Annotated in this window: 18 protein-coding genes and 1 tRNA gene; 11 read left to right on the top strand and 8 right to left on the bottom strand. The window is 65.8% G+C overall.

All coding sequences use genetic code 11. The features are described 5' to 3' along the window. Positions 1 to 128 precede the first annotated feature (128 nt). From R1L06_RS17155 to dxs, 7 genes are all read left to right on the top strand, one after another. Positions 129 to 204, top strand: a tRNA-Phe gene (locus R1L06_RS17155). A 99-nt stretch (positions 205 to 303) separates the two neighbouring features. Further along, a complete protein-coding gene (locus R1L06_RS17150; RefSeq protein ID WP_317218288.1) occupies positions 304 to 879 on the top strand; it encodes a hypothetical protein in 576 nt (191 codons plus the stop codon). Positions 880 to 975: 96 nt separating this feature from the next. Then, complete coding sequence (locus R1L06_RS17145) at positions 976 to 1527, top strand: lipocalin family protein (protein WP_032130303.1); 552 nt, start codon at positions 976 to 978, stop codon at positions 1525 to 1527. Positions 1528 to 1689: 162 nt separating this feature from the next. Continuing rightward, positions 1690 to 2166, top strand: coding sequence for an LEA/WHy family protein (locus tag R1L06_RS17140; protein ID WP_121504553.1), 477 nt, complete (start codon positions 1690 to 1692; stop codon positions 2164 to 2166). Positions 2167 to 2231: 65 nt separating this feature from the next. Then, on the top strand, positions 2232 to 4022 hold the full coding sequence (locus tag R1L06_RS17135; protein WP_317218287.1) for an acyl-CoA dehydrogenase C-terminal domain-containing protein: 1791 nt from the start codon (positions 2232 to 2234) through the stop codon (positions 4020 to 4022). Positions 4023 to 4541: 519 nt separating this feature from the next. Next, the gene (locus R1L06_RS17130; protein WP_019336875.1) at positions 4542 to 5207 is read left to right on the top strand and encodes an HNH endonuclease; all 666 of its coding nucleotides are present in this window, start codon (positions 4542 to 4544) and stop codon (positions 5205 to 5207) included. Positions 5208 to 5312: 105 nt separating this feature from the next. Then, positions 5313 to 7220: a 1-deoxy-D-xylulose-5-phosphate synthase gene (gene dxs / locus R1L06_RS17125; protein WP_317218289.1), complete on the top strand. Its 1908-nt coding sequence runs from the start codon at positions 5313 to 5315 to the stop codon at positions 7218 to 7220. A 165-nt stretch (positions 7221 to 7385) separates the two neighbouring features. Here dxs and R1L06_RS17120 read toward each other — a convergent pair whose 3' ends face one another. From R1L06_RS17120 to R1L06_RS17110, 3 genes are all read right to left on the bottom strand, one after another. After that, a complete protein-coding gene (locus tag R1L06_RS17120; protein ID WP_005417823.1) occupies positions 7386 to 7589 on the bottom strand; it encodes a hypothetical protein in 204 nt (67 codons plus the stop codon). A 167-nt stretch (positions 7590 to 7756) separates the two neighbouring features. Then, on the bottom strand, positions 7757 to 8320 hold the full coding sequence (locus tag R1L06_RS17115; protein ID WP_049401711.1) for a DUF3011 domain-containing protein: 564 nt from the start codon (positions 8318 to 8320) through the stop codon (positions 7757 to 7759). A gap of 132 nt (positions 8321 to 8452) precedes the next feature. Then, complete coding sequence (locus tag R1L06_RS17110) at positions 8453 to 8659, bottom strand: hypothetical protein (RefSeq protein WP_049423877.1); 207 nt, start codon at positions 8657 to 8659, stop codon at positions 8453 to 8455. A 404-nt stretch (positions 8660 to 9063) separates the two neighbouring features. Here R1L06_RS17110 and R1L06_RS17105 point away from each other — a divergent pair, with 404 nt between their 5' ends. The 4 genes from R1L06_RS17105 to R1L06_RS17090 all read left to right on the top strand — a co-directional run bounded on the left by R1L06_RS17105 (position 9064) and on the right by R1L06_RS17090 (position 10599). Continuing rightward, complete coding sequence (locus tag R1L06_RS17105) at positions 9064 to 9348, top strand: hypothetical protein (protein ID WP_317218286.1); 285 nt, start codon at positions 9064 to 9066, stop codon at positions 9346 to 9348. Positions 9349 to 9360: 12 nt separating this feature from the next. After that, complete coding sequence (locus R1L06_RS17100) at positions 9361 to 9594, top strand: DUF1653 domain-containing protein (protein WP_049423874.1); 234 nt, start codon at positions 9361 to 9363, stop codon at positions 9592 to 9594. 86 nt (positions 9595 to 9680) lie between these two features. After that, the gene (locus tag R1L06_RS17095; RefSeq protein WP_317218285.1) at positions 9681 to 10253 is read left to right on the top strand and encodes a TetR/AcrR family transcriptional regulator; all 573 of its coding nucleotides are present in this window, start codon (positions 9681 to 9683) and stop codon (positions 10251 to 10253) included. A gap of 13 nt (positions 10254 to 10266) precedes the next feature. Next, entirely contained in the window at positions 10267 to 10599 is a 333-nt protein-coding gene (locus R1L06_RS17090; RefSeq protein WP_317218284.1) for an SMR family transporter, read from the top strand. A 22-nt stretch (positions 10600 to 10621) separates the two neighbouring features. Here the strand turns inward: R1L06_RS17090 and R1L06_RS17085 are convergent, their stop codons facing one another. The 5 genes from R1L06_RS17085 to R1L06_RS17065 all read right to left on the bottom strand — a co-directional run bounded on the left by R1L06_RS17085 (position 10622) and on the right by R1L06_RS17065 (position 12982). Next, positions 10622 to 10795: a DUF1328 domain-containing protein gene (locus R1L06_RS17085; RefSeq protein WP_006380555.1), complete on the bottom strand. Its 174-nt coding sequence runs from the start codon at positions 10793 to 10795 to the stop codon at positions 10622 to 10624. 94 nt (positions 10796 to 10889) lie between these two features. Continuing rightward, a complete protein-coding gene (locus R1L06_RS17080) occupies positions 10890 to 11531 on the bottom strand; it encodes a LysE family translocator (RefSeq protein WP_032128667.1) in 642 nt (213 codons plus the stop codon). A gap of 98 nt (positions 11532 to 11629) precedes the next feature. Then, positions 11630 to 12238, bottom strand: a complete 609-nt coding sequence (locus R1L06_RS17075; RefSeq protein ID WP_032128666.1) for an ATP-dependent Clp protease proteolytic subunit — start codon at positions 12236 to 12238, stop codon at positions 11630 to 11632. Positions 12239 to 12275: 37 nt separating this feature from the next. Continuing rightward, positions 12276 to 12626, bottom strand: coding sequence for an SRPBCC family protein (locus tag R1L06_RS17070; RefSeq protein WP_100469071.1), 351 nt, complete (start codon positions 12624 to 12626; stop codon positions 12276 to 12278). Further along, positions 12626 to 12982, bottom strand: coding sequence for an ArsR/SmtB family transcription factor (locus R1L06_RS17065; protein ID WP_498371071.1), 357 nt, complete (start codon positions 12980 to 12982; stop codon positions 12626 to 12628). The genes R1L06_RS17070 and R1L06_RS17065 overlap by 1 nt, the downstream gene beginning before the upstream one ends. Between the last annotated feature and the right edge of the window lie 40 nt (positions 12983 to 13022).

Raw genomic sequence — 13022 nt, 5'->3', positions numbered from 1 at the left:
GAGCAGGGGATTGAAAATCCCCGTGTCGGCGGTTCGATTCCGTCTTCGGCCACCACTTTCGAAGGCCTGCAGAAATGCGGGTCTTTTTTTTCCGGAAACCGGGTTTGATCACGGTTGCCACACAATTTGGCCGAGTAGCTCAGTTGGTAGAGCAGGGGATTGAAAATCCCCGTGTCGGCGGTTCGATTCCGTCTTCGGCCACCATCTTTAGAGACCTGCAGAAATGCAGGTCTTTTTTTTGCGCGACCGTGCCTGCCGTCTCTGTAGTACCGTCCTTGGTTCACTGCATGGAGCACTGATGACATGGATGACACCCCTTCCCTGTCCCAACTACGGCAATCGCTGCGTCGCCTGCAATGGCTGGTTGCCGGGCTGTCCGTATTGTTGCTTGGCTTGGCCGCAGTCACGGCCTGGCTGCTTTCGCAGCGCGATGCCCCATTACACGTCGATCATTTGAGCACGCGGCAGCTGCAGGTACTCGACGAGCACGGCGTGGTACGGGTGGAGATTGGCCAGGACAGCGTAGAAGAAGGGCGACGAAGCCGCGCTGCCGGCATCCTGATTTTCGACGCTTCCGGCGCCGAGCGAGGCGGCCTGAGCACGTTCGAGGACAACAGCGTCGCTCTTGCTCTGGACGCCCCGAAGGGACAGGGCGAGGACCGGTGGCGGGACCGGGCCGGACTCCGTGTGGACGCCGACGGCTCCGCGCAACTGCTGCTGACCGACAATCTGACCCGCGGCACAGTACGCCTGCATTCCAAGGGAACTGGCGGCGGAGGGCTGGACACCTTCAAATGGGATATGGGCAGCGGCACGTTGCATACGCGGACACTTACCTTTGACGGCGACGAGCGCAGTCAACGCCCGTTCGAGCAGTAGCCGCAACTGACGACGGCAATGGTGCCGGCGCATGGAACCTTTACACGCGCCCGTGGCCGCTCGCCTAAGCTCAGGACTCCTGCCTGGAGCCTGCCGATGCCTCTGCGCCCCACCCTGCTTGCCTGCCTGCTGCTGGCCGCCTCCCCGGTGATCGCCGCCGAACCGGTGCGCGCAGTCGACACGCTGGACATCGACCGCTACGCAGGCCAGTGGCACGAGATCGCGCATCTTCCGGTGTCGTTCCAGAAGCAGTGCGTCGGCGAGATCACCGCCAACTACGGGCTGCGCCGCGATGGCCGCATCAGTGTCACCAATGCCTGCCGCAACGGCGACGGAGAACGCGTGGTTGCTGAAGGCGTGGCACGCCCGGTTGCCGGCCATCCCGGCCAGTTGCAGGTGCGCTTCGTGCCGGACTGGCTGAGCTGGGTGCCACTGGTCTGGGCGGACTACTGGGTCCTGGCACTGGACCCGGACTATCAGTGGGCGTTGGTCGGTGAGCCGGACCGTAAGTACCTGTGGATCCTCTCGCGCCTGCCGGAAATGGATCGCGCCCGGTTCGAACAGTTGAAAGAGAAAGCCGAGACGATGGGCTACGACCTCGGCCCACTGCGCCTGATGGCTCCGATTCGCGACACGCCCGCCGACTGAACCGCGCCGCATCCGGCGCACCACGCGCGCGCCATCCGGCGCCGCGCACGCCCGGCCGCCATCTTCACGCGCTACCCTCTGCGACGGGTCGCCACAGGCGATCCAAACGAACATACGCCGTAGTATGCTTATCCAACGCACCCCTCCAGAGGACCTGCGCCCATGCTCCACCGCTTCCGTATCGCCTTGATCGTCCTGTGCACCCTCGCCCTTGTTGCCTGCAACAACGGCATCGTCAAGCGTGTTTCGGAACCGGCGGCCAGCCTGCAGCAGCTGACCGTGCGCGCCGACGGCAACTGGACCGTAGCCCTGCGCCTGCAGAACTACAGCTCCATGCCCATGACCTTCGATGACGTCGCGCTGGCGCTGACCGTCGGCGACAGCGACGCCGGCACCCTGCAGGCCACGCCGGGCATTTCCATCGGCGGCACCTCGGCCGACGTCATCCAGGTCAATCTGGTGCCCAGCTCGGCCGCACGCCTGGTAGTGGCCGATGCGCTGGCCAGCAACCGCACCCTGGCCTATGGCCTGAAGGGAACGGTGGCAGCCACGCCGCAGGAAAAGAAGCAGCGCAGCTTCGACATCAGCAGCCGCAGCACCCTCAACCAGGCCCCGGGCCTGCCGGGCGTGCTGCGCTGACTCCCGCTTTCCGCCGCGGCGCCCGGCGCCGCTCCCCCTGTCCCTGATCAAATCGAGACGTACCGATGAGCAGCTACACTGCCCCGCTTTCCGACCTCCGTTTCGCCCTGCACGATGTGCTCAAGGTCGAACCCCTGTTCGCCCGCCTGGGCTTCACCGACGCCACCGCCGACGTGGTCGATGCCGTGCTGGAAGAAGCCGGCCGCTTCAGCGCCACCGTGCTGGCCCCGCTCAACAGCGTCGGCGACGAGATCGGCTGCGTGCTCGACCAGGCCACCGGTGAAGTGACCACCCCGCCCGGCTTCAAGCAGGCCTACGACCAGTTCGTCGATGGCGGCTGGACCGGCCTGACCGCCTCGCCGGAGCTGGGCGGCCAGGGCCTGCCGCACACCCTGGGCGTGCCGCTCAACGAGATGATCAACGCCGCCAACCTGGCCTGGGGCAACTTCCCGCTGCTCTCGCACGGCGCCATCGAAGCGCTGAAGCAGCACGGCGAGGCTTGGCAGCACGAGGCCTTCCTGAAGCCGCTGATCGAGGGCCGTTGGACCGGCACCATGTGCCTGACCGAGCCGCACTGCGGCACCGACCTGGGCCTGCTCAAGACCAAGGCCGAGCCGAATGCCGATGGCAGCTACTCGATCACCGGCACCAAGATCTTCATCACTGCCGGCGAGCACGACCTGACCGGCAACATCGTGCACCTGGTGCTGGCCAAGCTGCCTGACGCGCCCCCGGGTGCCAAGGGCATCTCGCTGTTCGTCACCCCGAAGTTCAAGGTCGACCGCGATGGCAACGTCGGCGAGCGCAACGCGCTGCGCTGCGGCTCGATCGAGCACAAGATGGGCATCAAGGGGTCGGTCACCTGCGTGATGAACTTCGATGGTGCGCAGGGCTACCTGGTCGGCCAGCCGCACAAGGGCCTGCAGGCCATGTTCACCATGATGAACACCGCACGCCTGGGCGTCGGCCTGCAGGGCATCGGCCTGTCCGAGCGCGCCTACCAGAACGCACTGAAGTACAGCCGTGAGCGCCTGCAGTCGCGCGCCCTGAGCGGCGCCAAGTTCCCGGACAAGCCGGCCGACCCGATCCTGGTCCACCCGGATGTGCGCCGCATGCTGCTGACGGTGAAGTCGCTGGTCGAAGGCAGCCGCCTGCTGGCCCTGCACGCCGCCACCCTGATCGACGTCGCCCACCACGCCGAGGATGCCGCCGAGCGCGAGCGCGCCGACACCCTGGTGAGCTTCCTGACCCCGATCTCCAAGGCCTGCCAGACCGAATGGGGCATCGAGAACACCTACAACGCCCTGCAGTGCTTCGGTGGCCACGGCTACATCCGCGAACACGGCATGGAGCAGCTGGCCCGCGATGCCCGCATCACCACGCTATATGAAGGCACCACCGGCATCCAGGCGCTGGACCTGATCGGCCGCAAGACCGCGTCCAGCCAGGGCGCCGGCCTGAAGCTGATGCTGGCCGAGATCGAGGCGTTCGCCAAGGCCAACGAAGGCAACGAAGCGCTGGCCGAGTTCATCGGCCCGCTGCGCGCCAAGGCCGCCGAATGGGGCAAGCTGACCATGGATGTGCTGCAGCGTTCGGCCGCCAATCCGGACGAACTCGGCGCAGCCAGCTACGACTACCTGTTCTATTCGGGTTACGTGGTGCTGGCTTACTGGTGGGCCCGCAGCGTGGCGGCCGCCGATGCCAGCGCGCACGGCGCCGCTTTCGCGCAGGGCAAGCGCGAGACCGCACGGTTCTACTTCGCCCGCGTGCTGCCGCGCACCCTCGCCCACGCCGCCGCGATCCAGGCCGGCGCCGCCCCGCTGATGGCGATGGACGACGAGCGCTTCGGCGCCTGAGCCGGGCTGCGCCCGGCACCCGCGGTAGTGCCGGCCGCTGGCCGGCACCCGCAACAGCAACAGCAACAGCAACGGCAACGGCAAGAGCTGGCTTCCTGCGGGGTGGCGAGGTGGGTCCAATTGCGGGGGACGGCGCAAGTACGTCCCTGTAGCCTCGGTCGCGCCATCCATGGCGCTCACGCCCCCGCAACCGGACCCACCCCGCCTTCGACAGATTTCTGCTGCTGGTAGGTGTCGACCTTGGTCGACACCGTAGATCCACGCCATGCGTGGATGGAAACCACCGAAATCCATCTGGAGAAAAGCCCCCTTTTGTTAAAGGGGGCGCGCCGACAGGCGCGGGGATTAGGAAGAATGCGCGGGCAACCCAGCGCGCCAACGGCGGGCTGGGTTGCTAAAGGGGGTGCACCGACAGGTGCGGGGGATAGGAGGAATGCGTGGACCTGAATCTTGCGATTTGGGCATCGCCCTCGGGGCGATACACAAATCGTCAACATTCAGGTATAAGCTGTTCTCCCGATGGAGACAGACACTACACGCTTGGGTCTGATCGAAGCCGGAGCTCCGTTTTCTGCTCCGGGCGCCGAAGCATCGCCCAACGCCACGACGCTGCATCGCCCCGGTTCGGTCCGGCTGCTCTCGCTTGATGCCCACGGACGCGTACTGGACTGGATCACCTGGCAGGATGCGGCGTGCCTCTACGCCCGCGAAGCCGTCGCCTGGACACTCGGCGATCCCTGCCTGCACATCCACGGCGGCACCAACCGCTTCAGCGGCCTGCAGAGCGGCATGGACCTGCACCCGATCATCGCCGCCCGCGGCCACGCCCGCTCCCGCGCGATCGACCCCACGCCGAACCTGACCAACCCGGCCCTGTTCGCCCGCGACGCGCACCTGTGCATGTACTGCGGCCAGCAGTTCAACCGCCCCACGCTCACCCGCGACCACGTCATGCCGCTGTCCAAGGGTGGCCTGGACTGCTGGGAAAACGTGGTCACCGCCTGCTTCCACTGCAACTCGCGCAAGAGCGACCGCACCCCCCAGCAGGCCGGAATGCCGTTGCTGGCGGTGCCTTACCGGCCCAGCTGGATCGAGCATCTGATCCTGTCCAACCGCAACATCCTGGCCGACCAGATGGCCTTCCTGAAGGCGCAATTGCCCAAGCGGTCAAAACTGAGCACCTGAATCGCTGAAAATGCAACCCTCACCGTCCTGTCACGGGCGGCGGCGTTTGCTTGCCCCACCCCCGTTTGAGGGCGAAAATGGGCGTTCAGAACAAGTGCGAACATGATGATCGACTCTGCCCGCTATCCCCGCCTCGCGCGCATCCAGACACCGGATGACCTGCGCACGTTCGAAGAATCCGAATTGAGGGCGGTCGCCGACGAACTGCGCGCCTACCTCATCGAGTCGGTGGGCAAGAGCGGCGGCCACTTCGCCGCCGGCCTGGGCGTGATCGAACTCACCGTGGCCCTGCACTACCTGTACCAGACTCCGCAGGACCAGCTGGTCTGGGACGTCGGTCACCAGACCTACCCGCACAAGATCCTGACCGGTCGCCGCGACGAGATCCACACCGTCAAGCAGAAGGACGGCGTCGCGCCGTTCCCGAAGCGCGAAGAGAGCGAGTACGACACCTTCGGCGTCGGCCACTCCTCGACCTCGATCTCGGCCGCACTCGGCATGGCCATCGCCCGCCAGTCCGAAGGCGACAACCGCCAGGTCGTTGCAGTGATCGGTGATGGCGCAATGACCGCCGGCATGGCGTTCGAAGCGCTGATGCACGCCGGTGGCATGGAGCCCGAGCCGAACCTGCTGGTGATCCTCAACGACAACAACATGTCGATCTCCGAGGCGGTCGGCGGTCTGACCAAGATGCTCGGCCGCGCCACCGGCAGCCGCACGCTCAATGCGCTGCGCGAAGGCGGCAAGAAGATCCTCGGCGACAAGAAGAACAACCCGGCGCGCTTCGTGAAGCGCTGGGAAGAACACTGGAAGGGCATGTTCGTGCCGTCCACGATGTTCGAGGAAATGGGCTTCCACTACACCGGCCCGATCGACGGCCACGACATGCCGGCCCTGCTGTCCACGCTGAAGACGCTGCGCGCCTCCAAGGGCCCGAAGCTGCTGCACGTGATGACCACGAAGGGCAAGGGCTACGAGCCGGCCGAAGGCGACCAGATCGGTTACCACGCCGTCGGCCCGTTCGATCCGGACAAGGGCCTGGTGGCCAAGGCCGGTGCCAAGAAGCCGACCTACACCGATGTGTTCAGCGACTGGCTGTGCGATGCCGCCGCTGCCGAGCCACGCCTGTACGGCATCACCCCGGCGATGCGCGAAGGCTCCGGCCTGGTGCGTTTCAGCAAGGAATACCCGCAGCGCTATTTCGACGTGGCAATTGCCGAGCAGCACGCGGTCACCCTCGCCGCCGGCATGGCCACCCAGGGCGGCAAGCCGGTGGTGGCGATCTATTCCACTTTCCTGCAGCGCGCGTACGACCAGCTGGTGCATGACGTGGCCATCCAGGACCTGGACGTGCTGTTCGCGATCGACCGCGCCGGCGTGGTCGGTCCGGACGGCGCCACCCATGCCGGCAACCTCGACCTGAGTTTCCTGCGCTGCGTGCCGAACATGGTGGTGATGGCTCCGTCCAATGAAGCCGAGTGCCGGCAGATGCTAAGCACTGGCCTGCAGCATCCGGGCCCGGCTGCCGTGCGCTATCCGCGCGGCACCGGCACCGGCGTTGCCGCCGGTACCGACCTGTCCACCCTGCCGATCGGCAAGGGCGAGCTGCGCCTGCAGGGCAGCCGCGTCGCGCTGCTCGCCTTCGGCAGCACCGTCGCCGCCGCTGAGCAGGTCGGCCGCGAACTGGGTCTGAGCGTGGTCAACATGCGCTTCATCAAGCCGCTGGACCGCGAGCTGGTGCTGGCCGTGGCCGCCCAGCACGAGGGCCTGGTCACAATCGAAGACAATGTGGTGGCCGGCGGCGCCGGCTCCGGCGTCGGCGAACTGCTCAACGCCGAAGGCGTATTGCGCCCGATCCTGCACCTGGGCCTGCCAGACAGTTACCAGCACCACGCAAGCCGTGAGGACCTGCTGGCCGAAGCCGGTATCGATGCAGCGGGCATCCGCGCGGCGGTGCTCAAACGCTGGCCGCAGCTGGCTGCCGGGACCCCGCCGCTCAGCGCGGCAGGCTGAGGCCGGTCACCATCAGTAGATCCACGCATGGCGTGGATCTACTGCGGAACAGGGGTGCGGAACAGGGGTCGATCCACGCCATACGTGGAGACAGATGCAAAGTAGATCCACGCCGTGCGTGGATGGCGGGCTCCGGAACGATGATCTGGCCGGAAACCCCAACCCTCAGCCGTAGCTGACCGCTTCCACGAACGCGCCGCTGGCCTCCACCCGCACCGCAGCGCGCTGCCCGGTGTCGACGAAGTGGAGGCGTGCAAGGGTTTCAGCGAAATCGTAGGCCCGGGCACCATCGCGGAACTCGATCGGTTCCGGCCGGTCCGGGTGCAGCACGCGCCATTGGCGTTGCTCGCATTGCAGGCGGATCAACATGCAGCTCACTCCTTGAGGCAGCGTATCGACGGTGGCGGGACGCGCGTGCCGGTTACGGCAGACTTCATCGCGACGGATCAGGGGCACGCAGGGGTGCCCTGATCACAGAAGATACGACGTTCAAAATGTGAGCTGTATCAGATTATTCTGATTTTCGATGGGCGAGCTCAATTCACCTGGAATTGCGCCCGGCAGCCGTCGCTGACCCAGATGCCACGACGGTTCCAGCCCCAGGTCTGGCCCTCGATGCAGGCGCTGCGTGAATCCTGGCGCACCAGGCGCACACCACGACGGATGCGGGCATCACAGTACTCCTGGCGGTGGCCGTTGGAATGGCAGGTGATCACCTCACCCCCGCCCCAGCCATTGCCACCGTTGCCCCAGCCGTTGCCATGGCCACCACCCCAGCCACCGCCACGGCGGTACTCGCCAACGAACTCGGCACGGCAGCCCTGGGTGACCCACACACCGTAGCGCGATTGCCCCCAGGTCTCGCCTTCCACGCACGGCGAACCGGACAACTGGCGGATCATCCGGGCACGGCCTTCCAGGCGGCATTCATTGCTGCGGTTCTTGATCGATTCGCAGCGGACGATGCCGCCGCCATCACGACCGCCATAGCGATCGTCGTCATAACCGTAGCCATAGCTCTGCGCCTGCGCGCCGCCTGCGGCTGCCAGCATCGGCAGCAGCGTGCAGGCCAGGGTGCGCCAGGTGAGTGCCTTGCCCATCGGAATCTCCGGATGAATACGATGACGCAAGCATCCGGGATTCGTGGCGCGGCGCACAGGGGGGCGCACCACGGCGGTTTTTTCCCCATTCAAACAACTCAACCGTGGCTGACTGCGCCTCGGCCGGTGGCGTCACTCCCCGATATGGAGCGCATCCACGGTGCTGCCGAGCGCCTCGACCCGGACCGTGCTGCGCTGGCCGGTGCGACGATGGTGCTCGAGGGCCAGCGCAGCGGCCGCGTCGAAGGCATCGGCACCGCGGGCGTAACGGGTGGCGTCACCCGCCTTCGGATGCAACACGGACCAGTGCCGGGCAGTGCATTGGACAGTAAAGACCATGAGAAGCTCCTGCGGAAGGAAAAAGGCGGTGACAGGCGGCAGGGCCACGTGCCAGTACACCCTCAGGCTATCGATCGCGTCGGAGATGGCCCATCAGATTTGTACGAAAATGCCTCAGGATTCGGTCGGGCGCTTCCCAACCCTCACATCCCTGAGGCTGTTTAGTGAAGGCGTTCCGTGACCCTTGTCACGGAGTTGACGGAGCTTCACACTACCGTCACCAACAGGGGCCCCTTCCACATGCGCACCTTCTTCTCGCAGCAGCGCTGGACGCTGCTGAAGTTCTATTTCGTGGCCAGCTATCTGGTGCTGATTGAAGAGCTGATCCGCGCCGCCATGCACTGAGCGCTTGCTGGAGGGCTATTTGCGACAGACACTGTCGCTTTAGGCACGGAGCCCGCCCGATGAAAGCGCTTCTTCTGATTCCAGCCCTGCTGGTGCTGACCGCGTGCGCCAACCAGCACGACGCCGCCGAACGTGCCGATGCGGCGCCCACCTCGTCTGCGATACCGAAGGTGGGCGGCGATCGCGATGCCCACGGATGCATTGGTTCGGCCGGCTACCAGTGGTGCGAGCACAGCCAGCGTTGCGAACGCCCGTGGGAACTGGCACAGGCACAGGGCCTGGCCAATACCGCCGAGGCCATCGATGCCTACTGCGCGAAGCCGGCCAGCCCGGCACGCAAGTGAGGCGCGCACCCCATGGCTGAGCTGAGCCCGCTACCCACCCTGGCCCCGGGTCGCTACCGCCACTTCAAGGGCGGCGAGTACGAAGTGCTCGATATCGTCCGCAGCAGCGAGACGCTGGAGCCATTGGTGCTGTATCGCGCGCTCTATGGCGAAGGCGGCCTGTGGGTGCGCCCGTATGCCATGTTCGTCGAACAGGTACCGGGCGAACACGGACCGCAGCCGCGTTTCGCCCGCATCGACGCATGAAGGTTCCGCTGCCGGCCCTGGCCGGCAGCGCGGTGACACCACGGGCCTGCGTTACAATCGTACCGTCCAGTCGGTTTCTTCCCGCCATGTCCGCATCCCCCTCCCGCTCGCGCCGCAAGGCGCCCGACAGCGTGCGCCAGTCACTGCTGCAGGCCACCATTGAAGTGATCGGCCGAGATGGCCTGGCCGCGTTGACCGTGCAGGACGTCGCACGGGCCGCCGGTGTCAGCAAGGGTGCGCTGTTCCATCATTTCAGCAGCAAGCAGGCGCTGGTGGATGAAGCCATCGGAGCGCTCATCGGTGAATTCGAAGCGCGGGTACGTGCCCTGCTGCAGGAAAACCCCGAAGGGCATGGCCGTTTCAGCCGCGCCTATGTGCAGGCCAATTTCGAGCATCTGCTGCAGCAGGAACAGGACAACGACATCGGCCTGACCCTGGGCAACCTGATGGAACCAGCCCTGCTCGCGCATTGGCGTACCTGGAAGCGTGCGATGCTGGCCGAGTTCGCCGGCGAAGCCAACGATCCGCGACTGTATGCGGCGCGCTGCGCTGCCGATGGCTACTGGGCCACGGCCTATGGGCGTCCGCTGGACGAGGAAGAACGCGCCAACGCATTGGCGATGGCCGAACAGGCCCTGAAACTATGCGACCCGCAGTGAGCAGGAGCGCTCAATGAATCCCTATCTCTACCTTGCCGCTGCCATCGTGCTGGAAGTAATTGCCACGTCGCTGCTGAAGGCATCCGACGGCATGAGCCGGCTGGCGCCGACACTGGGCGCGCTGGTCGGCTATGGACTGTGCTTCTACCTGCTGTCGATGACCATGAAGTCGATCCCGACCGGCATCGCCTACGCGATCTGGTCCGGCGTCGGCATCGTGCTGATCTCGCTGATCGGGCTGGTGGTGTTCAAGCAGCGCCTGGATGCACCGGCGTTGATCGGCATCGGCCTGATCTGTGCTGGCGTACTGGTGATCAATCTGTTATCGCGCAGCATCGCACACTGAGTACGCTGCTGCGCGATCAACGCTAGCTGACCTTCTTCGCTACGGTCATGCCGAGCAGGAACAGCACCACGGCGATGATGATGCCGGCCCAGAACAGGAACTTGGCGATGCCGACCGCGGCGCCGGCAATGCCGCCGAAGCCGAGCACGCCCGCAATGACGCCGATGATGGCGAAGATGATGGCCCACTTGATCATGTCAAACCTTTCCCCGTGGGGACTGCGTACTGGATGATCAGGCTAGGCCGTAGCCGATGCGGCAGTCGTGAACAGGCCGCGTGCGCGGCGTGAATCAGCGCGGGCGGAAACGCAGCAGGGCCACTGCAAAGGCCAGGAAAACGCTGCCCACCAGCCGCTCGAACCAGCGCCGCGCGAAGGGTTTGGCCAACCATCGGCGCAGGCCATGGCCACCGGCGGCATACATCACGTACCAGAACAGTTCGCAGCCGGCGAAGGTGGCGACCAGCACGCTGTACTGCAGCGCCTGGCCACGCGACGGGTCGACGAACTGCGGCAGGAACGCCGCAGCGAACAGCAGCAGCTTGGGATTGCTCAGGCCCACCAGAAGGCCACCACGGAACACCTTCCACGCGCCCAGCGACGCCGCAACCGGCAGCGCGGCATCGACCGTCACCGGTGGTGCCGGCCGGCAACTGTCACGCCATGCCTTCAGGCCCAGCCAGGCCAGATAGGCCACGCCCAGATAGCGCAGCACCTCAAACAGCATCGGCGAGGAATGCAGCAGCGCACTCAGGCCTGCTGCGGAGGCCGCCAGCACCAGCAGCATCGCCAGCAGGCAGCCAGCCATCGCCGGCACGCTACCGCGAAAGCCGAGCCCGACGCTGCGACCGAGGATATGCAGCATGTTCGGCCCCGGCGTACCACACAGAACGAACACCGTGGCGAGAAACCACCACCAGGTATGCAGGGCCATCTCGGACATCCACTTCAGAAGATCCCACCAGCATAGAGTGCGCCGGCCTGGCGCGGCACACACAGCGCAGCATGGATGCGGTGGTTACAGAGGCAGGCTCAGGCCGCGAGCGCGTCGCGCCGTACCAGTACCTGGTCGATCAAGCCCCATTCGCATGCTTGCTCGGCACTCATGAAACGATCGCGGTCCAGGGTCTGCTCGACCTCCTCGACACTGCGTCCGCAATGCTGCGCATACAGCCGGGTGATGCGCTGCTTGGTGCGCTGCATTTCCTCGGCGTGGATGAAGATGTCCGACGCCTGGCCCTGCACCCCGCCCAGCGGCTGATGCACATGCAGGCTGGCATTGGCCAACGCCGCGCGGTGACCGGGCTCGCCGGCCATCAACAGGAACGAACCCATCGACCGCGCGGTGCCCATGCACAGCGTATGCACCGGGGCCGAGATGTATTGCATGGTGTCGTACATCGCCAGGCCGCTGGAGATCACTCCACCCGGCGAGTTGATGTACAGATGGATCGGCTTCTCCGGGTTTTCCGATTCCAGGAACAGCAGCTGCGCGCAGACCAGCGCCGACACAGTGTCATCGACTTCGCCGTTGAGAAAGATGATGCGCTCGCGCAGGAGCCGCGAGTAGATGTCATGGGAGCGCTCACCGCGCTCGCTGCGTTCCACCACCATCGGTATCAGCTGCATTCTGTCCCGCATGTGCCTGCTCCCTGTTGCGTTTGATCCAGGCGCCGCCTCAGGCCGCGCGCATCATGGTGCGATGATCGTCGTTGGCGGCCAACGGCAGCAACGCGCGCAGGTCGGTGAGCCGATGCACGATGGTCAGCACCGTCCCCCCACCGTCATCCGCGCGCAGCTGGAAACACACCAGGCTGTGCAGATGCGGAGGCTGCGCATCGCGCAGGCGGAACCCCAGCTCCCGCCCCTCCTCGCACAGGCAGGGCTGCGGATCGGCAAGATCGGCCGCCGGCAACCAGCGCTCACGCAGCGCCGGATCGAACAGTGCACGCCAGACCCGTTCCGGTGGCGCTGGCAGCCACTGCTCCATCACCAACGCGGGAGCCGCTTCGTGCAGAACATCGTCCATCAGTCCATCTCCTTCAGCAGATCCTGCAAGGCATCCATCCGCGCGGGCCAGTAGGCCCGGTAGCGCTGCAGCCAGTTGCCGATGTGCGCCAGCCCGCGCGGATCGACCTGGTAGTGGACAAAGCGGCCTTGGCGCTGTTCGCTCACCAGCCCGGCATCGCGCAGCACCGCCAGGTGCTGGGACATCGCAGACTGGCTGATCGCCATGCCCTCGCGCAGCGCGCTGGCATGCTGCCCGCCCTCGGCCAGCTTTTCGAAGATGTGGCGGCGGGTGGGGTCGGCCAGCGCTTTGAAGAGGGCGTTCTCGATCATGACCAACACATTAGCAATCACTAATTTGTAGTGCAACTCCCGCATCGGCTGTGCTGCAATGACGGCTCCCCGGCATGGAGCTGTG

It is taken from the genome of Stenotrophomonas mexicanensis (assembly GCF_032911605.1).
In the GTDB taxonomy this organism is placed as follows: domain Bacteria; phylum Pseudomonadota; class Gammaproteobacteria; order Xanthomonadales; family Xanthomonadaceae; genus Stenotrophomonas; species Stenotrophomonas maltophilia_A.
This window is presented reverse-complemented; position numbering and strand designations above follow the sequence as displayed.

Bases quoted from the DNA above. Each gene is read 5' to 3' on its own strand.
- R1L06_RS17070 (WP_100469071.1), bottom strand. From the start codon at position 12,626: ATGGACGATGTTCTGCACGAAGCGGCTCCCGCGTTGGTGATGGAGCAG.
- R1L06_RS17100 (WP_049423874.1), top strand. From the start codon at position 9,361: ATGGCTGAGCTGAGCCCGCTACCCACCCTGGCCCCGGGTCGCTACCGC.
- dxs (WP_317218289.1), top strand. From the start codon at position 5,313: ATGATCGACTCTGCCCGCTATCCCCGCCTCGCGCGCATCCAGACACCG.
- R1L06_RS17090 (WP_317218284.1), top strand. From the start codon at position 10,267: ATGAATCCCTATCTCTACCTTGCCGCTGCCATCGTGCTGGAAGTAATT.
- R1L06_RS17085 (WP_006380555.1), bottom strand. From the start codon at position 10,795: ATGATCAAGTGGGCCATCATCTTCGCCATCATCGGCGTCATTGCGGGC.
- R1L06_RS17075 (WP_032128666.1), bottom strand. From the start codon at position 12,238: ATGCGGGACAGAATGCAGCTGATACCGATGGTGGTGGAACGCAGCGAG.
- R1L06_RS17065 (WP_498371071.1), bottom strand. From the start codon at position 12,982: ATGCGGGAGTTGCACTACAAATTAGTGATTGCTAATGTGTTGGTCATG.
- R1L06_RS17150 (WP_317218288.1), top strand. From the start codon at position 304: ATGGATGACACCCCTTCCCTGTCCCAACTACGGCAATCGCTGCGTCGC.
- R1L06_RS17105 (WP_317218286.1), top strand. From the start codon at position 9,064: ATGAAAGCGCTTCTTCTGATTCCAGCCCTGCTGGTGCTGACCGCGTGC.
- R1L06_RS17135 (WP_317218287.1), top strand. From the start codon at position 2,232: ATGAGCAGCTACACTGCCCCGCTTTCCGACCTCCGTTTCGCCCTGCAC.
- R1L06_RS17140 (WP_121504553.1), top strand. From the start codon at position 1,690: ATGCTCCACCGCTTCCGTATCGCCTTGATCGTCCTGTGCACCCTCGCC.
- R1L06_RS17110 (WP_049423877.1), bottom strand. From the start codon at position 8,659: ATGGTCTTTACTGTCCAATGCACTGCCCGGCACTGGTCCGTGTTGCAT.
- R1L06_RS17130 (WP_019336875.1), top strand. From the start codon at position 4,542: ATGGAGACAGACACTACACGCTTGGGTCTGATCGAAGCCGGAGCTCCG.
- R1L06_RS17115 (WP_049401711.1), bottom strand. From the start codon at position 8,320: ATGGGCAAGGCACTCACCTGGCGCACCCTGGCCTGCACGCTGCTGCCG.
- R1L06_RS17145 (WP_032130303.1), top strand. From the start codon at position 976: ATGCCTCTGCGCCCCACCCTGCTTGCCTGCCTGCTGCTGGCCGCCTCC.
- R1L06_RS17080 (WP_032128667.1), bottom strand. From the start codon at position 11,531: ATGGCCCTGCATACCTGGTGGTGGTTTCTCGCCACGGTGTTCGTTCTG.
- R1L06_RS17120 (WP_005417823.1), bottom strand. From the start codon at position 7,589: ATGTTGATCCGCCTGCAATGCGAGCAACGCCAATGGCGCGTGCTGCAC.
- R1L06_RS17095 (WP_317218285.1), top strand. From the start codon at position 9,681: ATGTCCGCATCCCCCTCCCGCTCGCGCCGCAAGGCGCCCGACAGCGTG.